General features: G+C 62.8%; 20 protein-coding genes and 2 pseudogenes. 9 read left to right on the top strand and 13 right to left on the bottom strand.

The features are described from left to right. From A2J03_RS22610 to uraD, 9 genes and pseudogenes are all read right to left on the bottom strand, one after another. On the bottom strand, positions 1-666 hold a 666-nt coding region (locus A2J03_RS22610; RefSeq protein WP_231912662.1), incomplete at its 3' end, for an Ig-like domain-containing protein. Positions 667-857: 191 nt separating this feature from the next. Continuing rightward, positions 858-2,342, bottom strand: coding sequence for a flavin-containing monooxygenase (locus A2J03_RS22605; RefSeq protein ID WP_068378463.1), 1,485 nt, complete (start codon positions 2,340-2,342; stop codon positions 858-860). A gap of 28 nt (positions 2,343-2,370) precedes the next feature. Continuing rightward, positions 2,371-3,261: an SDR family oxidoreductase gene (locus A2J03_RS22600; RefSeq protein ID WP_068378461.1), complete on the bottom strand. Its 891-nt coding sequence runs from the start codon at positions 3,259-3,261 to the stop codon at positions 2,371-2,373. A 96-nt stretch (positions 3,262-3,357) separates the two neighbouring features. After that, complete coding sequence (locus tag A2J03_RS22595) at positions 3,358-4,119, bottom strand: IclR family transcriptional regulator (protein ID WP_068378459.1); 762 nt, start codon at positions 4,117-4,119, stop codon at positions 3,358-3,360. A gap of 28 nt (positions 4,120-4,147) precedes the next feature. Beyond that, entirely contained in the window at positions 4,148-4,780 is a 633-nt protein-coding gene (locus A2J03_RS30705; protein ID WP_231912661.1) for a solute carrier family 23 protein, read from the bottom strand. Positions 4,781-4,783: 3 nt separating this feature from the next. After that, a pseudogene (locus A2J03_RS31805) lies at positions 4,784-4,847 on the bottom strand (hypothetical protein); the annotation flags it as partial. Positions 4,848-4,964: 117 nt separating this feature from the next. Beyond that, positions 4,965-5,855 (bottom strand): factor-independent urate hydroxylase, encoded by an 891-nt coding sequence (gene pucL, locus A2J03_RS22585; RefSeq protein ID WP_068378457.1) that lies wholly within the window; start codon positions 5,853-5,855, stop codon positions 4,965-4,967. A gap of 2 nt (positions 5,856-5,857) precedes the next feature. Further along, on the bottom strand, positions 5,858-6,187 hold the full coding sequence (uraH, locus tag A2J03_RS22580) for a hydroxyisourate hydrolase (RefSeq protein WP_068378455.1): 330 nt from the start codon (positions 6,185-6,187) through the stop codon (positions 5,858-5,860). After that, complete coding sequence (gene uraD, locus A2J03_RS22575) at positions 6,180-6,719, bottom strand: 2-oxo-4-hydroxy-4-carboxy-5-ureidoimidazoline decarboxylase (RefSeq protein ID WP_082898022.1); 540 nt, start codon at positions 6,717-6,719, stop codon at positions 6,180-6,182. Before uraD ends, uraH begins: the two co-directional genes overlap by 8 nt. 234 nt (positions 6,720-6,953) lie before the next feature. Here uraD and A2J03_RS22570 point away from each other — a divergent pair, with 234 nt between their 5' ends. The 7 genes from A2J03_RS22570 to allB are packed head-to-tail and all read left to right on the top strand — an operon-like array spanning position 6,954 to position 14,393. Next, positions 6,954-7,343 carry an allophanate hydrolase-related protein gene (locus A2J03_RS22570; protein ID WP_068378451.1) on the top strand — a complete coding sequence of 130 codons (390 nt, stop codon included), beginning with the start codon at positions 6,954-6,956 and terminating at the stop codon, positions 7,341-7,343. Positions 7,344-7,360: 17 nt separating this feature from the next. Then, a complete protein-coding gene (locus A2J03_RS22565) occupies positions 7,361-8,203 on the top strand; it encodes a hydroxypyruvate isomerase family protein (protein ID WP_068378449.1) in 843 nt (280 codons plus the stop codon). Positions 8,204-8,212: 9 nt separating this feature from the next. Beyond that, positions 8,213-9,094, top strand: a complete 882-nt coding sequence (locus A2J03_RS22560) for a 2-hydroxy-3-oxopropionate reductase (RefSeq protein ID WP_068378447.1) — start codon at positions 8,213-8,215, stop codon at positions 9,092-9,094. 1 nt (position 9,095) lies between these two features. Next, positions 9,096-10,895, top strand: a complete 1,800-nt coding sequence (gcl, locus tag A2J03_RS22555) for a glyoxylate carboligase (RefSeq protein ID WP_068378444.1) — start codon at positions 9,096-9,098, stop codon at positions 10,893-10,895. A gap of 2 nt (positions 10,896-10,897) precedes the next feature. Beyond that, the gene (locus A2J03_RS22550; RefSeq protein ID WP_068378438.1) at positions 10,898-12,046 is read left to right on the top strand and encodes a glycerate kinase; all 1,149 of its coding nucleotides are present in this window, start codon (positions 10,898-10,900) and stop codon (positions 12,044-12,046) included. Next, positions 12,043-13,089, top strand: a complete 1,047-nt coding sequence (gene alc, locus A2J03_RS22545) for an allantoicase (protein WP_068378436.1) — start codon at positions 12,043-12,045, stop codon at positions 13,087-13,089. Before A2J03_RS22550 ends, alc begins: the two co-directional genes overlap by 4 nt. Next, positions 13,086-14,393: an allantoinase AllB gene (allB, locus tag A2J03_RS22540; RefSeq protein ID WP_068378465.1), complete on the top strand. Its 1,308-nt coding sequence runs from the start codon at positions 13,086-13,088 to the stop codon at positions 14,391-14,393. Before alc ends, allB begins: the two co-directional genes overlap by 4 nt. A 63-nt stretch (positions 14,394-14,456) precedes the next feature. Here the strand turns inward: allB and A2J03_RS22535 are convergent, their stop codons facing one another. Both A2J03_RS22535 and A2J03_RS22530 read right to left on the bottom strand, forming a co-directional pair. Continuing rightward, positions 14,457-16,061, bottom strand: a complete 1,605-nt coding sequence (locus A2J03_RS22535; protein WP_068378434.1) for a hypothetical protein — start codon at positions 16,059-16,061, stop codon at positions 14,457-14,459. Positions 16,062-16,096: 35 nt separating this feature from the next. Continuing rightward, positions 16,097-17,170, bottom strand: coding sequence for a class I SAM-dependent methyltransferase (locus tag A2J03_RS22530; protein ID WP_068378432.1), 1,074 nt, complete (start codon positions 17,168-17,170; stop codon positions 16,097-16,099). Positions 17,171-17,415: 245 nt separating this feature from the next. Between A2J03_RS22530 and A2J03_RS22525 the strand changes: the two genes are divergently transcribed. Beyond that, positions 17,416-17,844, top strand: coding sequence for an amidohydrolase family protein (locus A2J03_RS22525; protein ID WP_068378430.1), 429 nt, complete (start codon positions 17,416-17,418; stop codon positions 17,842-17,844). A 38-nt stretch (positions 17,845-17,882) separates the two neighbouring features. Here the strand turns inward: A2J03_RS22525 and A2J03_RS22520 are convergent, their stop codons facing one another. After that, entirely contained in the window at positions 17,883-18,356 is a 474-nt protein-coding gene (locus A2J03_RS22520) for a winged helix-turn-helix transcriptional regulator (protein WP_231912660.1), read from the bottom strand. Positions 18,357-18,441: 85 nt separating this feature from the next. Here A2J03_RS22520 and A2J03_RS30165 point away from each other — a divergent pair. Further along, positions 18,442-19,572, top strand: a pseudogene (locus A2J03_RS30165) (MFS transporter); the annotation flags it as partial. 34 nt (positions 19,573-19,606) lie between these two features. On the opposite strand, the gene A2J03_RS22510 reads toward A2J03_RS30165, so the two are convergent. Beyond that, positions 19,607-20,569 (bottom strand): ParB/Srx family N-terminal domain-containing protein (locus tag A2J03_RS22510; RefSeq protein WP_068378424.1); only part of this gene is annotated, 963 nt, incomplete at its 5' end.

Genomic DNA, 20,569 nt, shown 5'->3' with positions numbered 1-20,569 from the left:
ACCGAGATCGCGGCCGTACACGTTGACTGCGACGTCCACGCGCGTGCCCGACGCCCAGTAGTTCTGCGGGCGCCAACGAACCTCGCGGTCGTTGACCCAGTAGAACGCGCCCTCGACGGCCGGCGTGGTGGTCACCTGAATCGCATTCTGCGCCGCGATCTTGTCGGTGATGGTCTCGTCGAATTGCACCGCAACCGGCTGGCCGATTCCGACGACGTCGCCTTCGTACGGCAGTACGTACGGCTTGGTGAAGTTGCCCGGCTGACTCGTGGTGAAGCTGCTGACGGTACTGCTCGACCCGCCGAGACCATAGGCGTCGGCCTGCACGCTGTACTGCCGGTTGTACCCGAGCGGTTCGGTATTGGTCCAGCTCATGCCGTCCGGAGAGATTGCCCCGGCTACCGGGACACCCTCTGGGTTCAGCATGGTCACGTTCGCCAGCTTGCCGTCGGCGACGGTGACGGTCACCGGATCGGCGGGTGAGAATCCCACGGCTCCGTCGGCGACGGTGGAGGACAGCTTGGGCTTGAGGAGTTCGGCGATCGGGTTCGAGTCGATGGGGGCAGCAGTGGTTGCGCTGTCCGCCGACGACGTGCATCCGGACAGGGCGACCGTTGCCGCCACTGTCACCACCGCGGCCAGTACGACTCCGCGCGAGATCCTCATGAACACTCCACTTCCAGACCGACCGATTCCGAGCGTCTACCCGGGGCGGACACTTCGACGCAATACTGCCAGGCCACGGCCTGGGCATCCAACCGAAATGCCGCTCCCCGAATAACGATTCGAATACCAATCGCCCGGTTACGGGTCTGTGTTACTTCACACCGCGGATGTACCGCCGCAGTGACGCGTCATCACCGCAAGCTCATGTTCTCGTCGACGAGCTTCCCGAACCGCAGCGCGGGCAAGTCACGGAAGTAGTTCATCCGGAGCCGCCATGGTGCCACCGACCCCTGCTTGGGGAACGAATCGACAGCCCTGAGCACGTACCCGGCCGCGAAATCGAGGAACGGCTCCTCCCCCACCGACGAGTCGCGTTCGAGTCGCACCTCACGGAAGCCGTTCTTGTCCATGTGTTCGAGGAGTCGAACGACATAGTCGCAGACGAGATCGGCTTTGAGCGTCCACGATGCATTGGTGTAACCGACGACGAAGGCGAAGTTGGGGACATCGGTCAACATCATGCCCTTGTACGCCATGGTGTCGGTGAGTTCGACCTCGAGCCCGTCGACCTTCAGATCCACATGTCCGAAGGCGACCAGATTGAGTCCGGTTGCAGTGACGACGACATCTGCATCGAGGTGCCTCCCCGACTTCAAGGCGATTCCGGTCTCGGTGAAGTGGTCGATGTGGTCGGTGACGAATTCGACCTCGTCCCGTCGGATCGATCGAAAGAGGTCGTTGTCCGGCACCAGGCACAACCGCTGATCCCACGGGTTGTACTTCGGGGTGAAGTGCGTGTCCAGGTCGTAGCCCGCGGGGAGCCACCCTTCCTGAAGCTTGCGAATGCGCTTCCTCATGAACTTCGGATAACGCTGGCAGAGTACGTACATGCCGATGGCCGTGACCGCGTTCTTGACGCGGGTCACGCTGTACGCCGCGCGAGAAGGTAAAACCTTGCGAAGAGCAAGTGCGATGGGATCTTTCGACGGCAGCGACATGATGTAGCTCGGCGAACGCTGAAGCAGCGTGACATGCGACGCCTCGCGAGCAAGGTTGGGCGCCAGCGTGATCGCCGTTGCCCCGCTACCGATCACGACGACCTTCTTGTCTGCGTAGTCGAGGTCCTCGGGCCACTGCTGTGGGTGAACAACGGTCCCACCGTAGTTCTCGATACCGGCGAAGTCCGGGGTGAAGCCCTTGTCGTAGTCGTAGTAGCCGCTGCAGCACATGAGAAACGATGCCTTGAATTGCACCGTGGCACCGGTGTCCGACCGCAGAGCAGTGACGGTCCACGTCGTCTCCGCCGTGGACCACTCCGCGGAGATGACCTTGTGGTGGAATCTGATGTGGCTGTCGATCCCACCCTCGCGCGCGGTGTCTTCGATGTACTCCCGAATAGATGAACCGTCGGCGATCGACTTGTCACCGATCCACGGCCGGAAGTTGTATCCGAGGGTGTACATGTCGGAGTCCGAGCGAATTCCCGGGTAGCGGAACAGATCCCATGTGCCACCGATCGCGCCGCGGCTCTCCAGAATGGCGTAGGTCTTGCCGGGCAGTTTCGACTGCAGGTGATGTGCCGCACCGATGCCGGACAGCCCGGCGCCGACGATCAGGACGTCGACCGTCGCGATTTCGGCGTCGTCGTGAGTTTCCGAGGGAGATGTCGTTGTCATCGAACAGCTTTCGTCAGAGTGGGCTTGATCACCGTGCGATGTTTCGCTTGCTCGTGGAACGACCGAGTGCGGCCACCTCGGCGTCCATCTTCGGAAGCAACCGTGGCACGTGCTTCAACAGCGCGCGATCGCCGACGGCGGAATTGAGAAACGACCGGAAGTGGCCCGCGAACCCCACCCATCGGGGCACGTACACCTTGCGTTTGCGACCTTCGAGGCCGTCGACGAAGGCGTCGACGCACTTGTCGACGGTCATCGTCTGCCCGAACGGTCCCGGCATCACGTCGAGCATTTCGCGGAACGCTCCAAGGTCTTCCTTGGCGTCCCGCACGAGCGGGGTGTCGATCCAGGCCATGTGAGCCGATCCCACCGCGACACCCTGATGCGCGACCTCGAGACGAAGCGCATTGGCGAACTGCTCGACCCCGGCTTTGCTGGCGTTGTACGCCGCGAGCCCCGGGCACGGCGCGAAGGCTGCGAGCGAGGACACGACGAGGATGTAGCCCTGACGTTCGATCAGCGACGGCAGTGCCGCCCGGACCGTGTTGAACACGCCGAGAATGTTGATGTCGAGCACTCGCGCAAACGTTTCGGGGTCCACCTGCAGCACCGAGCCGTAGCTGGAGATTCCAGCGTTGGCCAGCACGAGGTCGATACCCCCGAACTTCACGATCCCCTCGTCGACTGCGGCCTGCATGGCGGCCAGATCACGAACGTCGGCGACGACGGTCAACGCGGAGTCGCCGAGTTCGAGTCCCAATTCACGGAGCGGCGTCTCGTCCACGTCGGTGAGCACAAGCTTGCTGCCCTTGGCTGCCAGCGCGCGAGCGGTCTCGGCTCCGATTCCGCGTGCGGCACCGGTGATGAGCACGACCTTGTGCGAGAGCGTGGGCGCTGCTTTGTTCGAGCGTGTGGGCACAGCCCGTCACCTCCAGATTCCGTTCCCCCCGTTATTGGGAACTGCTACGTGTCACTTTCCATCTGATACGGACGGGTGTCAAGATCGGAGGAGGAATCATCTGGACTGCAAATCGCTCGAAAGGTCCTTCGACAACCGTTCCGCAGCGGAGAGGAGTAGCGGTACGAACTGTTCAGCGGATTCGAGAGTCACCCGGGCGGTGGGGCCAGCAATGGACATCGCGGTCAGGGTAGGTGCGCCGACCACTGGCACCGCGAAGCACCGAACGCCGATTTCCTGTTCCCCGTCGTCGATCGCATACCCGCGGGTGCGGACCAGTTCGAGATCGGCCATGAGAGTGTCGAGCGTGCTCAGCGTGTTGACGGTCCGTGGCGTCATTCCGGTCCGCGACACCAGCGCGCGCACCTCGTCGTCGTCCAATTGCGCCAGTAGAGCTTTGCCGACGCCGGTCGAGTGCGGCAGCACTCGCTGACCCACCTCGTTGAACATCCGCATGGCGTGCTCGGAAGGTACTTGGGCTACGTAGACGGCCATGTCGTCCTCGAGGAAGGCCATGTTCGACGTCTCGTGGGTCTGCCGAACCAATTCTGCAAGATACGGTTTCGCCCACCCGCCGATCAGTTTCGTGGCGCTGTCGCCGAGGCCGATCAGCTTCGTTCCCAGCGCATACCGTCGTGTGGCAAGCCTTCGCACGTACCCGAGGGAGACCAGTGTTCCGATCAATCGGTGCACGGTCGGCATGGGCAGATCGGCTGCCTCCGCGAGTTCACTGATTCCGATCGATCCGCCCGAGGACGCCATGATGTCGAGCAATTCGAAAGCCCGTTCGACCGATTGAACGCCGCCGCTCGCTGCCACTGGCCACCTCCTCACTGTCGGGTTCCATTCACACTATTCCACCAAGCGGAAGATCCCTCGTCTTCCTTGGCATGAGAGAGGGCCCGGCCGGACCTGGCTGCACACTATCGTCCGAAATCGACGGCTTTTCGCCGATTCCGGACGATAGTGTGCACTCCGTCAGCCCGAATGATGTTTGGTGGCGACGGGGGGGTGCAGCGGTCACCACGGACGGGGACGTCTTGTGCCCCCTCGTGAAGACGTTGAAGAAGATGTTGAGCAACACCGCGACGATATTGGCCGCGCTGATGCCGGAATCGAAGATCACGTGCACCCACTCGGGGAACGCCGCGTAGAAGCCCGGCACAGCAATGGGGATCACGCCGAATCCGATTGCGACAGCGACGATCACCAGGTTCAGGTTCCCATCGAAGCTCACCTTCGACAACGTCCTGATGCCGCTGGCAGCCACCGATCCGAACAAGACGATGCCCGCTCCGCCGAGCACCGGCAGTGGCACTGCTGCCACGACCCGACCCAGCACCGGGAAGAGCCCGAGGAACAGCAGTACGGATCCACCCGCTGCCACGACGTAGCGACTCTTGATGCCGGTGACTGCGACGAGTTTGGAGCATCGTCGCCGCTCCGCTGACGAACAGGGCTGCGGAGACCAGGATGGCAATCTCGGTTCCAGTCAGGCCTGCCGCACCACCGACGATCAGTGGTGGTGCGATCACGCCGCCGTACATCGTCAGGATGTGTTGCAGTCCATAGATGTACGACCTTCCGATCGACAACCGCTCGTCCTCGGGACGGGCGGGATCATGATGCGAGCTTGCGTGCGTCGTCAGCTTCACCGCGCGCTCCTAGCAGAATCCGGGAACGGTGTCCCAGACGCGGCCGGCGCCCGGAACGTCGTCCCGTTCGACGGTGGCTTCGATCAATCCGTAGGGACGATCGGCGACGTAGAACACTTCCCCCGGGTTGTCCAGTCCGAACGGCTCCAGGTCCACGAGGAAGTGATGAATGTTCGGCATCGAGAACTTGATCTCACCGATCTCGGGATGGGCTTCGAGTACCTTGGTTCCCATCTGGAACAGGCTCTGCTGCAAAGCCAACGAGTGGGTCGACGCAAAGGCGTCGAGCATGATCGCGCGGACATCATCGAATGTCTTGTCGAAGTCGAGGTCCGTCGAGAGGTACCGCCAACGAGCACTGACCGAGGTCGCCAGAATGCGATCCGTGGTCTCTTGCAGGGTGGTGTACCGGTCCTTGGGGTATCCCCAGAACTCCGACGCCGTCGAATTCAACACGACGAGATCGGTGATGCCCGAGATGACAGTGGTGGTGTCACCGTCGATGGTCACGATGGTGTTTCGCTTCTCGTCGCTACCTTTGACGAACGAGTGGTCGTATCCGTCGGTGCCCGACGGGATGCGAGACCAGCTGTACTGCTCGATCTCCCACCTGCCACCGTCGATCCAGTCGAAACTGCCGGTGAAGTGTGCACCGAGCCGCATCGCGAAGTCCTCGATGGCGCCGATGCCATCGCGTGCGAATGCATAGACGGTGTTCTTCTGCGTGTCGGTGGCAACGACGTGGCTGTTGTCGCCGACCGTGTGTACGGCTTCGAGGTCGCCGCGCAGCTGCGACGTGACACTGACGTCGGTGATTCGGTGACGCGGGGTGTCCCGGTCGATGCGTACGAGTCGGCATTCGGCTTTGCCGTACTGGTTTGCTCCGAGCACGATACTCATGTCTAGCTCCCTCGATAGGTGGTGAATGCACACGGGCTGAGAAGAAGTGGAACGTGGTAATGCGAGGCTTCGGCGAGAATCTCGAACACGATCTCCACTGCGGGATAAAAGGTTTCGACGTCTCGATCGGCAAAGTAACGGCCGGTCTCGAAGATGAGACGGTAGTGGCCGGGAGGCAATGACGCGGGCCCTAGATCGGCTATCCGACCCTGCGCGTCCGTCACGCCCGACGCCACATCGCTCCCGCGGGTGAGAGTCACCGAAATCCCCTGCGCTGGTGTACCAGTCGACGCATCCAGAACGTGCGTGCTGATGAGGCTGCGGTCAGGCATCGGCGAGCCCTCGCACGAGTCGAAGTGCGGCGATCTCGCGCAACTCACGTTCGACGATGCGTAGCTCGGTGGCGGGGTCGTTGTCGAGCCGCTGTTCGAGGGCCGCCAGGATCTCCGAACCATCTCGTCCGGCCGCCCGAATGAGAAAGACCCGACCGAAGCGGCGTTCGTACTCGAAGTTGCCGTCCCTCAGGCGACGCCGAACGTCCGTCTGGGTGATATCGACACCCGATTGTTCCCCGCGTGCCTGCTCGGCATACCCGTCGTCCCCGTCCGGGCGTTCACCGATCCTCGGGTGGACCTGCAAGGCGCACGCTATCTCGTCCTCGGTGAGCGGATCGGCCGCCGTGAAGACTGCGGACACGAGAGCGGCGTCGTTCGGATACGGACGTGCGACGGCCATTGCAACAATCCAGCGAGGTACGTCGAGGCAGAGCTGCAGGGCGCGGTGCATATCCATGTCGGGCGTCGCGTTGAAGCGACCTGAGCACCCTTCGAACTCAAATTCCGTATTGCGAAACAGTAATTCCATATCTTGAGCGTGACAGCCGTCACAAGTGCTGTCAATAGGCAATCGGCAGACAGTCAGCATTTCGCCATTCTGGTTCATACACAACAGATTTCGCATCGTGGAATTGATCTTGATCGGCGACCCAGAGGTTGACAGGATCGAGTGTGTCACGTCACACTTGGTTCATTCGTGGAATTATTATTCCACAATACGGACTTTCACACCGCGATCGTCCATCCGAGAGGAGTCATCTACATGACCGAGCTGTTCTGCAACGGCGGAGCGATGCGCGGAGGGAGTCTTCACCACAACGTGTCCTCCCACCCGTTCGTCGGCACTGTCCGCACCACGCCCAGCTACCGCTTCTATTCGGTACGCGACGAGTTTCCCGCGCTGCTGCTCGACCACACGGCGGGCGCGGCCATCGAAGGTGAGCTCTACGACATCCCCCTGGACGACATCCGGACCGCGTTCCTGCCGGACGAACCACCGGAGCTCGAACTCACCGTCGTTGCCCTCGACGACGGCCGCTCGGTACTCGGTGTCGGCCTGAGGCCGGGTGTCCTGGCGGCGCAGCCCGACGAACTCACCGACATCACCCACACGGGGAGTTGGCGTCGCTACCGCGGGCTTCCGACACCATAGATCCGAAAGGAACTTGTATGCAGCACAATTCGTACACCGTCAACTGCTCCATTCTGTTCACCGATATCCCGCTCCTGGAGCGACCGCAACTCGCCAAGGACGCAGGTTTCGACGCCGTCGAGTTCTGGTGGCCGTTCGACTCCCCCGTGCCGGCCGATAGCGACGTCGCGACGTTCATCGCCGCCGTCCGCGACGCAGGGGTCCAACTCACCGGACTGAACTTCGCCGCCGGCAACATGCCTGCGGGTGACCGAGGCATCTTGTCCGATCCTGCCCAGGTCCAGGTGTTCCGCGACAACATCGATGTCGTCGTCGGAATCGGAGGAGCATTGGGCACCAAAGCGTTCAATGCCCTGTACGGCAATCGAATCGACGAGATAGACCCGATCGAGCAGGACCGGGTCGCCATCGAGAACCTTGCAGCGGCAGGAACTGCCACGGCCCGCATCGGTGCTGTCGTACTGATCGAGCCCGTCAGCGGCGCTCCTCGGTACCCGTTGAAGCATGCCGCCGGAGCTGTCGCGACCATCCGTCGTGTCGCACGCGAACACGACGTACACAATCTTCGGTTGCTCGCCGATCTGTACCACTTGGACGTCAACGGGGACGACGTCAAGGCAGTTCTCGACGAATATCGCGATCTGATCGGGCACGTACAGATTGCCGACTCCCCCGGCCGCGGAGAACCGGGAACCGGAAACCTCGATCTCGACTCGCATCTGAAGCAACTCGCAGACAACGGCTACGACGGCTACATCGGACTCGAATACAAAGCCACCCGCCCGGACACGTTCTCCTGGATCCAGTCAGATCGTTCCGCAGGCGCCACTCCGGGGCTCGCCCGCACCACCACGACGTAAAGGACACTCATGAGCACCATCGCATTCATCGGTCTAGGAATCATGGGCAGTCCCATGTCCGTGCACCTCGCCAACGCCGGCCACCAGGTCGTCGGCTACAACCTCACACCCGATCGCACCGGGCCGCTCGTCGACGCCGGCGGTGTCGCTGCCGACTCGATCGCCAAAGCAGTCGCTGACGCCGACGTCGTCGCGATCATGGTTCCCGACTCCCCCGACGTGCAGGACGTCCTCACCGGGAAGGACGGCGTGTTCGAGAATGCACGACGCGACGCTCTCGTCATCGACTTCTCGAGCATTCGTCCCGATGTGACGGCCACCCTCGCCGAAGAAGCCGCGACCCGCGGTTTCCGTCTGATCGACGCACCCGTCTCGGGTGGTCAGGCAGGCGCCGAGAACGCCGCCCTGTCCATCATGGTCGGCGGCAGCCCCGAGGACTTCGCCTCGGCCAAGCCGATACTCGACGTCGTCGGCAAGACCGTCGTGCACGTCGGCCCCAACGGATCAGGGCAGACGGTCAAAGCAGCCAACCAGCTCATCGTCGCCGGCAACATTCAGGTCCTCGCGGAGGCCATTGCGTTCCTCGAAGCGTACGGAGTCGACCTGGCCGCATCGGTCGAGGTGCTCGGCGGCGGTCTCGCCGGATCGGCTGTGCTGAACCAGAAGGCGCAGAAGATCCTCGACCGGAACTTCGACCCCGGCTTCCGAATCGACCTGCATCACAAGGACCTCGGCATAGTCACATCTGCTGCACGCGAAGCCGGCGTGGTCATCCCGATGGGCGCAGTCCTCGCTCAGCTGATGGCCTCGGCCCGCGCGAACGGTGATGGCTCACTAGATCATTCGGCTCTGTACCGCGGGGTCGCACGCCTTTCCGGCAAGGAGAACTGACATGGCGAAGATGCGCGCGGCAGACGCCGCCGTCAAAATACTCGAATTGGAAGGCGCCACGACGGCGTTCGGACTGCCCGGCGCCGCCATCAACCCCTTCTACTCCGCGATGCGTGATCACGGCGGCATCCGGCACGTCCTCGCCCGCCACGTCGAGGGCGCCTCGCACATGGCCGAGGGATTCACCCGCGCGGCCGCAGGCAACATCGGTATCTGTATCGGAACCTCCGGCCCCGCCGGAACCGATATGGTCACCGGTTTGTATTCGGCGATGGCGGACTCGATTCCGATCCTTGCCATCACCGGCCAGGCCCCCGTCGCCCGCCTGCACAAGGAGGACTTCCAGGCCGTCGACATCGCCGCCATCGCCGCGCCAGTCACGAAAATGGCGATGACCGTTCTCGAACCCGCCCAGGTCCCTGGTGCCTTCGCCCAAGCATTTCACCTCATGCGTTCGGGACGCCCCGGCCCGGTTCTCATCGATCTGCCCATCGACGTGCAGCTTGCCGAGATCGAGTTCGATCCCGACACATACCAGTCGCTCCCCGTGCACAAGCCGCTCTGTTCACGTGCACAGGCCGAGAAGGCCATCGACATGCTGGTCGCGTCCGAGCGACCGTTGATCGTGGCCGGCGGCGGCATCATCAACGCCGACGCGTCCGAGTTGCTCGTCGAACTTGCCGAACTTTTCGACGTTCCCGTCATCCCGACGCTGATGGGCTGGGGAACCATTCCCGACGACCACCGTCTGGCCGCGGGCATGGTCGGACTGCAGACCTCGCATCGATACGGAAATGCCACGTTGTTGGCGTCGGACTTCGTGTTGGGCATCGGCAACCGCTGGGCCAACCGGCACACCGGTGGCCTCGACACCTACCGCAAGGGCCGCACGTTCATTCACGTCGACATCGAGCCGACGCAGATCGGCCGGGTCTTTGCGCCCGACTACGGAATCATTTCCGACGCCAAGGCTGCGCTGGAGCAATTCATCGCCGTCGCCAAGGAACGCGCTGCAGCCGGCACACTACGCAACCTCACCGGCTGGGTCGACGAATGCGCCACCCGCAAGCGCACGATGCACCGGCGCACGCACTTCGACAACGTCCCCATCAAACCGCAGCGGGTCTACGAGGAGATGAACAAGGTCTTCGGTCGCGACACTCGATACATCAGCACCATCGGACTCTCGCAGATCGCTGGTGGACAGTTCCTGCACGTGTTCTCTCCGCGAAACTGGATCAACTGCGGTCAGGCCGGCCCGTTGGGGTGGACCATTCCCGCTGCGCTCGGCGCCGTCGCGGCCGACCCGTCCGCGGATGTCGTTGCCCTCTCAGGCGACTACGACTTCCAGTTCATGATCGAGGAACTCGCCGTCGGCGCGCAGTTCAATCTTCCGTACGTGCATGTGGTCGTGAACAATTCGTACCTGGGACTCATCCGTCAGGCCCAGCGCGCGTTCGACATGGACTTCTGCGTGCAGCTCGGTTTCGACAACATCAACACACAGGAATCACAGGACACGCAGCCCGGAATCCCCAAGGGGTACGGCGTCGACCACGTCCGGGTCGCGGAAGGGTTGGGCTGCAAGGCACTTCGCGTCACCGAGCCCGAACTGATCAGCGAGGCGCTCGTGCGAGCTCGCACGTTGGCGTCAGAGCACAAGGTGCCGGTCATCGTCGAGGTCGTCCTCGAACGTGTCACGAACATCTCGATGGGAACCGAGATCGACAACGTCGGCGAGTTCGAGGAACTGGCAGCAACGTCGGCCGACGCACCTACTGCCCTGCTGTTGTTGGACTAGAGATGACACGAGTTCTGCTTGCACCGGACAAGTTCAAAGGATCGCTCACGGCGCTGCAGGTGGCCGATGCCCTCCGAGACGGCATGCTGTCCGCGGACCCGTCTCTGGGCATCGTGTCTCTTCCTGTCGCGGACGGCGGCGACGGTACCGTCGCCGCCGCGGTCTCCGCCGGATGGGAACCGGTGGAGGTGTCCTGCCACGGTCCGACGGGGCTGCCGGTGGAGACGTCGTATGCACGTCGAGGTACCTCTGCGGTCGTCGAACTGGCCTCAGCCGTCGGTCTCGAGCTCGTGGACTCTCTCGATCCGCTCGGTGCAAGCACGTTCGGGCTCGGAACCGTGATGGCCCACGCGTTGAGCGCCGGAGCCGATCACATCGTCCTCGGCCTCGGTGGGAGTGCGTCCACCGACGGCGGCGCCGGGATGCTTCAGGCGTTGGGAGCTCGGATCCAGGGCGCCGACGGCAACGATGTCGTACGAGGAGGGGGTGCGCTACGTGGCGCCACGCGGCTCGACGCGTCGGGGCTGCATCCGGCACTTCGACGTGCTCGAATCCAACTCGCGTGCGACGTCGACAATCCACTGTTGGGCCCCACCGGCGCGAGTGCTGTGTACGGGCCGCAAAAAGGCGCAGGGCCACAGGATCTGCTCCATCTCGATCATGCGATGAAGCAGTGGGCGCATGTCGTGCGATCGGCGATCGGCCGGGATCTCAGCGGTGTGGCCGGAGCAGGCGCCGGCGGCGGCACCGGGTTCGGTGCGCTTGCCGTGTTGGGAGCCGACGTCCGACCAGGCATCGGGACCGTCCTCGATCTGATCGAGTTCCACCGTCGCCTGGCATCGGCAGATCTCGTCGTGACGGGGGAAGGCTCGTTGGACGAACAATCGCTGCATGGCAAGGCCCCGATCGGAGTGGCCCTGGCAGCGCGCAGCGCCGGTGTCCCGGTCGTCGCGGTGTCAGGACGCCGAACCGTCGGAACCGACACGTTGCGCGAGTACGGCGTCGTCGATTCCTACACGTTGAGCGATCTCGAACCCGACACCGCCACGTCCATGCGTGACGCCGCCGATCTGCTGCGTCGTATCGGGGAATTCATCGCCCTGTCCCCTGTCGTCAGAACCACCATCCATACATCCGAGGGAGTTTCATGAGTACCACCGACTTCACCCTGCTGACGGACCTCGCGTCGCGCGCGCTCGGCGGCAGTGTCTCCGCAGCCAACGACGAGCTGTTCGCGCAACGCGAGAACCTGATCAGACCCGAGGCGCCCTTCTTCGACCCCAACGAATTCGGACACAAGGGCAAGGTGTACGACGGGTGGGAAACACGCAGGCGGCGAGACGAGGGCGGCCACGACTGGGCAATCGTCCGCCTCGGCGCGCCTGGGATCGTGCACGGAGTCGTCGTCGACACTGCCTATTTCAAGGGCAACTACCCGCCGTTCGTGTCGGTGGAAGCTGCGTTCGTCGAGGGCTATCCGTCGATCGAGGAGGTGCTGAAAGCCGATTGGCAGACCATCGTCGCCAAAGCGCCGGCCGAGGGCCACACCGCCAATCGCTTTTCGGTGGAGGACCGACACCGCTGGACACACGTCCGGTTGTCGATCTATCCCGACGGCGGGGTGGCCCGGTTCCGAGTACACGGCCAGGTCGTTCAGGATCCGCGATTCCTCTCCGGCACAGTCGATCTACTGGCGGCCGAGAACGGTGGACGACTCATCGAGTGCTCCGACGCCTTCTATTCCTCCCCCGCGAACATCATCCTTCCCGGCCGCGCGCGCAACATGGGCGAAGGGTGGGAGAACTCTCGACGACGCAACGGCGGAAACGATTTCGCGATCTTTCAGCTCGCAGCTCCCGGAGTGCCGCGGCACGTCGAAGTCGACACAAGCTACTACGTGGGCAATGCTCCGGGGTGGATTCGGCTCAGCGCCATCGACTCTCGTCGCCGCCACAAGGCCGACCACACTGCCTGGACCGAGATTCTCCCCCGCACAGCGGTGCAGCCGGATACTCGTCATCGCTTCCTGATCGATCGCGCCGACGCCTATACCCATCTGCGACTCGACGTCTATCCCGACGGCGGCCTCTCCCGGCTGCGTCTGTTCGGAGAGCTCGATGGCGACGCGCGCGACACCGTCGACCAGGCATGGCAGGCGTCGGCCTCGCAGTTGGTCGCGAGCGGAAAGCAATGAGCGATACTCTCGATCTGCTGATCAGAGCGCCGCGTGCGATCGTCGACGGCCGAGAGATCGCCGTTGCGGTCGGCGTGCGCGCTGGACGAATTGTTCATCTGGGTTCTTTCGACACCGCAGCCGTAGCCGGCGAGGTCGTCGAGCTCGGCTCGGACGAGGTGCTGATCCCCGGACTCGTCGACACGCACGTACACGTCAACGAACCGGGTCGCACCGAATGGGAGGGCTTCGCCAGCGCAACCCGGGCCGCGGAGGCCGGCGGGATCACGACCATCATCGACATGCCACTGAACAGCATTCCGCCGACCGTCGATGTCGACGCACTCGAGATCAAGCGTCGCGTCGCGACTGATCAGTCCGTTGTGAACGTCGGATTCTGGGGCGGAGCAGTACCCGGAAATCTCGATCAGCTCCGTCCACTGCACGATGCAGGTGTGTTCGGGTTCAAGTGCTTTCTGCTGCACTCCGGTGTCGACGAGTTCCCGCCGCTGTCTTTACCGGAACTCGAGAAGGCACTGATCGAAATCGCGTCGTTCGACGGGTTGATGATCGTCCACGCCGAGGATGCGGACGTGATCTCCTCCGCGCCGCAGCCCGTGGGGACCGCTTACGCGGGGTTCCTCGAATCCCGTCCGTGTGCCGCGGAGAATGTGGCGATCTCCCGGGTGATCGAGTTGTCCCGGCGCACAGGTTGCCGGGTACACATTCTGCATCTGTCGAGTTCGGATGCACTTCCCATGATCGCCACAGCCCGACGGGCAGGTGTCCGAGTCACCGCCGAGACGTGCCCGCACTACCTCTGCTTCGATGCCGAGGACATCCCCGCGGGTGCAACGCAGTTCAAGTGCTGCCCGCCGATCCGCGAGGCCGGAAACCGAGAGTTGCTGTGGCAGGGGCTCTCCGACGGCATCATCGACACCGTCGTCACCGACCACTCCCCCTCCACCGTCGATCTCAAGCGGCTCGACACGGGCGACTTCGGCGACGCGTGGGGCGGAATCGCATCGCTGCAGGTCTCGTTGCCAGCGGTCTGGACCGAAGCGTCACGGCGCGGGTTCGACCTCGCCGATGTCGTGCGATGGATGGCGACGAACACTGCCGATCAGGTCGGCTTGACCGACCGCGGCCGGATCGCTGTCAGTGCCGTCGCAGATCTGGTGGTCTTCGCACCCGACGAGCAGTTCACGGTCGATGTGGCTCGGCTGCACCACAAAAACGCCGTGACGGCCTACGACCAGCTCGGTCTGCGCGGGTTAGTTCGACGAACCTGGCTGGCCGGCGCGTCATTGCTCGTGCGTGGGTAGTTACCGCCGTGCGTAACTGCACGCCGTCACAGGTTTCGATGATCGAGGGCTCGATCTGATTCATCATGGCTTCCCAAGCGTGCGTCGGATCAAATCGAGTGCTTCGTCGGCCCACGCAATGATGTCGAGGGTGGAGTTGATGTTTTGGGGCGGATTGCGGACCAGGGTGTCGCGACGAAGGAGTCGGTCGAAGTCGACGGTGACCGTATCTGTTCGCTCGGCGCCGCTGGGGTGGTAGAACTTCACCTTGGCCAACCGCATGACGTTGATCATTTCCTGGGCGATCAGTCCGTAGCCGACTGTCGTCGGGTGCACGCCGTCCAACGAGAACAGTCCGCCGCTGGCCCTGCCTCCGCGACCGTCGGAGGTCAGCCAACGCGAATCGGGGGGCGGATCAAGGGCCGACAGCGGAGCAGGTAAGGGATACGGGGTCCACCAATCCGGGCGCGCGGCGGGATCCTCGATGTAACGGCGGGAGGCGATTCGATCCAACAGACCAGCGATGTCGACGAGGTACCAATCCCGTTCGACACCGTCCGCGCCGTCCCGCGCAGCCCGGACTGCCGCCTCGATCGTGTCGTTGTACATGTCGATCGCATAGTCCACTGCACGTGCCTGCACAGCGGTGATGTGTTTGTCCTGCTTAGCATTGAAGGTTTCGTTTCGCAACCACGGACGGGCGTAATACGGATAGTACCGTGATCCCGGCATCACCTTGCTTCCGAGCCCGCGTGCGATGGGGGCGATGGTCACATGGGGAACGGTGCACCAAATCACGTGGCGCGCCTTGATCGCCTTCACCGCGGTGACGACTTCGGTGAACTCTGCGGCGAAGTGCTCCGGCTGCCAGATGGTGTATGCGCCACTCCTCTTGGGGTCACGGAAGTTCTCATCGCTCCACGTGACGCGCAGTTCGGTGACCGTCTTCAGCGCGTTGTTGGCGCCGAGGAACACCACCAAGGTTTCGATGCCGCAGTCGGTGTCGTCGTTGTGTTCCTCACCGAGTGCCTTCGCGGTGTGAAATAGCGTCATCCTCTTTTGTTCGGGTGCCCAATGTGGGTAGACCCGTAGCGCTGCGCGGTCGCTGTTGTTCTGTACGACCTGGTCGAAGATGTCGTCGTTCGGAGCTTTGATTGCCTTTTCACAGCTGGCGGCCGTCTTGCTCAACGCGTCGCGCAGGTTCCAGCCGTAGACCGACAGGTTGTGGCAGTACGCCGAGAGTGCGGGCGCTTCCTTGCCGGGTCCGCGTTCCCAGTAGTCCTCGACGTCATCCATAAAGGAGCGTGCGGCAAACAGCGCCAGTGGAATCTCCCAGACGTTGTTTTCGGGGCCGAAGCGTTCCTCGAGTGTGCGCAGGAGGAGTTCGATGTTCAGCGGAAGGCCTCCCGGACCCGCGTAGCGAGGGAAGCGGAAGTCATTGAGCCAGCTGAGTTCGTGAGCGATGATCGCGGGGTAGGAGATATCGGTGTTGAAGATGGCGCCACTTTGGAAGCCGTGGGAGAGGGAGTCTCCGATCACGACCAATCGATGCGGCGGCGTGCCTTGCCAATCTGCTGAGATATCCGTTCCGAGCGTGGGATCGAATTGGGGCTCCCGCGGCCCGGCAGCTGCCCTGACTCGTATCTCCTCGGGTGCGTCCTTCGGTAGATCGGTACTGGTGTCCAACATTGGCGCATTCGACTTTCCATTCGAATCGTGCCGGGTCAGTGCCGCGCCTCCAAGACAAGGTTGAACGGGGTTTCGGACACCCGCCTGAAGGAGCTGAATCCTGCGGCCGCGGCCACCTCGCCGAGTCGCTGCTCGCCCGCCTGTGCGCCGAGCCCAAGAGCGACGGGCTGGTCGAGTGAGGACGGAGTGCACAGCACTGTCGATGCCGCGTAGTACATCCGACCGACCGGGTTGAGGTTCTCGGCAAGACTGTCGTTCGCAAAGGGCTCGACGAGCATGACACTGCCGTCGTCTGACAGCGTTTCGCGCGCATGGCGTAGCGCACCGACCGGGTCACCCATATCGTGCAGGCAGTCGAAGTAGCAGATCAGGTCGTATCCGCTCCCTGGGTAGTCCGACGCCGAGGCGACGGAAAAGTCCGTGTTGTTTTCAGCACCCTGCTCCGTCGCCAACTCGCGGGCCCGCTCGATCGACGCGTCGTGGTAGTCAAATCCATGCACCCTCGAGTTCGGGAATGCCTGCGCAATGAGTGTGGTGGACACGCCGTGTCCGCAGCCAACATCGGCGACCGTGGCTCCGGCGGAAAGCTTGTCGACCACCCCGTCGAGCGCTGGCAACCATGATTCGACGAGATTCGCGCGGTACCCCGGTCGGAAGAACTGTTCGGTACCAGAGAAGAGCTCACGGTCGTGTTCGTGCCAACCGAATCCCTCGCCCTTGCCAATCCTTTCGGTGATCTTCGGTAGGTCCTTGAATACCGAACCGATCAGGTGGTACCCGCCCGCCATGTACACCGGACTGTCGTCGCGGGCGAACGCCATTGCCTGTTCAGGAGGCAGCGTGAACGTTTCTTCGTGCGCGTCGTAGGTCAGGTAGCCACTGGCGGCCTGCGCGGCCAGCCACTCGCGAATGTACCGCTCGCGGATACCGGTCGCTTCCGCCAGAGCACTACTGTCCATAGGTCCGGCGTCGTCCAGCGCTCGCCACAGCCCCAGGTCGACCCCAATCAGAACCAGCGCACCATTCATGGCTGCGCCCATGTCGACGACCAGCTGTCCGAGGACTTGCTCAAGTTTGACTTCGTCGAGGTCACCCGCCTCCGCCGCCATCAAATGCCTCCAATGTCGATGTGATGTGGATCACATTTTACGCTGCTTTGGAGAGGTGAGTACGGCCCCAGGCCGCAATCGGGTGTCGATGTACAACGAGATTCGGAGCCGTATGGTCACGGAAGAGTAACTAACCCACCAACCACGCAACGGAAGGTCGTGAGCGGAGAGTTACCGCGGGCCGTAACTACGCGCTCACGGCAACTGACGACGCCACACCGTCGTGATGAATCGGACCATCGGATGTGAAGAGCGGCAACGCACTCCCCCCCGCGCCGGTTGTTCATCTGGGTTCTTTCGACACCTCAGCCGTAGCCGGCGAGGTCGTCGAGCTCGGCTCGGACGAGGTGCTGATCCCCGGACTCGTCGACACGCACGTACAGGTCTCGTTGGCTGCGGTCTGGACCGAAGCGTCACGGCGCGGGTTCGACCTCGCCGATGTCGTGCGATGGATGGCGACGAACACTGCCGATCAGGTCGGCTTGACCGACCGCGGCCGGATCGCTGTCAGTGCCGTCGCAGATCTGGTGGTCTTCGCACCCGACGAGGAGTTCACGGTCGATGTGGCTCGGCTGCACCACAAGAATGCCGTCACGGCGTACGACAAACTCGGCGTCCGCGGGGTCGTTCGGCGAACCTGGCTCGCGTCGCCGGGCCTGCTCGTCCGTGCCTGACGATTGGTCCTGAGTGCCACCGAAGTTCGGTCAGGAGGTCACATCCGGCCATCCGACCCGGACTCGAGTGCACCCAGGTCACGCACGACGTGGGTGTCCGAGCTGATGAGTTCACGTCCATCGCCGTCCAGAACCCTGAGTGTCGGTACGCGCTGGTCTACAGAATCGGTCAAGATCGAGTGCTTCTCGCCCTCGCCGAATGCGTGACGCTCGCCCCACTGCCGAAGTCCGAGAACGACGGTGAACAAATCCGCCCCTCGGCCAGTGAGGACATACTCAGTCCTGGTGCCGTTGGCGTTGGGTACACATTCGAGGATTCCGTCGTCGACGAGAGCGCGCAGCCGGTCGGCGAGGATGTTCTTCGCGATCCCCAAGTTGCGCTGAAACTGAGTGAAGCGACGGGCGCCGTCGAATGCGTCTCGCACGATCAGCAACGACCACTTGTCGCCGACGATGTCCACAGCCCGTGCGACCGGGCAGTGGGGGTCGGTCCACGTCTTCGCGTCGATCACAGACACTCCAATCGGTTGCATTCAAAAACCATCATGCCGTACCTTCAATTTGGTTTTAATTTGCAACCATAATTGACGGAGGCGCATGAACACGGATCGCGGTATCGATCGGACCACAACCATCCTGCTCGCGACGCTGTGTGGTGTCTCGGTCGCCAACATCTACTACGCGCAACCTCTACTCGCACTCATCGGATCCTCGTTTTCGATGCGGCGCGCAACGCTCGGCCTGGTCGTCGGCGCAGCCCAACTCGGTTACCTGATTGGGCTCGTTCTGCTGGTACCGCTCAGTGATCTCGTCGACCGACGTCGCCTGATCGTCGTGCAGATCGTCGGCGCCGCACTCTGCCTTCTACTCGTAGCGTCGTCCACCGACACAGTGATGCTGCTGATCGGAATGGGGCTCACAGGGTTGTTTTCCGTCGTCGTCCAAGTGCTCGTCGCGTCGGCCGCCATTCTCACCGACCCTCACCATCGTGGGCGGACCATAGGGACCGTGACCAGCGGTGTCGTCGTCGGCATCATTCTCGCTAGAACGGCGTCAGGGCTGATCGCCGACGCCGCTGGATGGCGCTCGGTCTACACAAGCTCGGCCGCGCTGTCACTGGTACTTGCTGCAATTCTCGCACGTCGTCTGCCGCCGATCCCGGGTGTACGAGGAACGTATCGACGAGCAGTCGGCTCCCTCTTCACGATGACGACGACGAATCGAGTGTTTCGGATTCGTGCGCTCATGGCGTTCTTCTTGTTCGCGTCCTTCGGAACACTATGGAGTGGAATGGCTTTGCCCTTGAGCGGTGATCCGTGGAATCTCTCGGTAACACAGATAGGGGCCTTCGGTATCGCTGGCTTGGTCGGTGCTGTCGGCGCGAAGCGCGCCGGGCTGTGGGCCGACTGCGGTCACGACCGAAGTGTCACGGCAGTCGGTTTGACTCTCCTCGGTTTGTCGTGGGTCGCCATCGCGCAGGCACCACGTTCGTTGATCGTGCTCGCGGCCGGCGTTGTCCTGCTCGATTTCGCCGTACAGGCCGTTCATGTGACGAGCCAACACATGATCGTTCAGCATTCTCCCGACTCCGCCGGCAGCATCATCGGAAGCTACATGGTCTTCTACTCGCTCGGTAGTGCGCTCGGCGCATTCGGAGCCAGTTCACTGTTCGTCGAGTTCGGCTGGACTGCCGTATGTCTGAGCGGCGGACTCTACGGCGTTCTGGCGCTGACAGTCTGGGTAGCGTCGAACCTGACTGACTTCACAGTGCGTTCTTGTACTGCATCGCATACGCGATCTTCCCCGGCTTCTCGTCCGAGTAGGGCTTGGATAGCTTGCCGAATTCACCCTTGTCACGGGCTTTTCCGTCGTTCCAAGCTTCGAGAGCACCAAGTTCGGCTGCCGTACGGCCGTTGTTGACTACCATATCTTTCGGTAACGCGACCTGGGCATGCGCGACCGTGTCGACAGTGGAGAGGTAGCTGGAGGCATCGTTGGCATTCCAAGCGCTCAGGTCGATGCCGGCGCTGTCGCGCAGCCACGCTCCCCAGTAGAACTCCTGGAACGGGATGGTGCCGGCGGTGAAGCCGATGTCACGAGCGAAGTACATGAGGCTGCGGTATCTGTCGTCGGCGAAGTTGTGCAGGCCGACCCCGCTCGGAAGCTGGTCGACGGCGACCTCGTTGCCGTCTACGTCCTGAGTCCACACCCACTTGTTCTTCTTCATCTCGGCCCAGAAGTCCGGGTAGCTCAGTCCGCTGAGGTTGCCGAGCACGCGCAGCCGCACGTGCAGATTCGGACCGCCGTCTGGTGTCTCGTAGAACGACGTCAACGTGTGGTGGCCGTCGGTCAGGTACAACGTCCCGCCGGGCCCGATCACGACTGTCTTCATCGGTTCGATGCTGTCCGCAGTTTCTTGTCCGACCGGGGCGGCGCACGTGAACGACGAAGGGTCGTCCAGACGAGACTCCATCGTCGCCGATGAAGCTTCGACTTGGCCGTTGGCCTCGCACCAGTCGTCGAACTTCTTGTTGATTTCGTCCTTGCCCAGCGTGTATCGACCGAGCTTGTAGTACACCTCGTCGTAGCCGAGCGAGGGCTGTGTTGCGTGCACGTCGCCGATCCGGACGTCGAGGAGGTCGCCTTCTTTCGCGCACAGGTTGCCCAATCCTGACGCGGAACCTGTCGGCACCTGGAAAGGAAGGTCACACAGTATCGGCGCGGC

It is taken from the genome of Rhodococcus sp. EPR-157, assembly GCF_001647195.1.
GTDB lineage: Bacteria > Actinomycetota > Actinomycetes > Mycobacteriales > Mycobacteriaceae > Rhodococcoides.
This window is presented reverse-complemented; position numbering and strand designations above follow the sequence as displayed.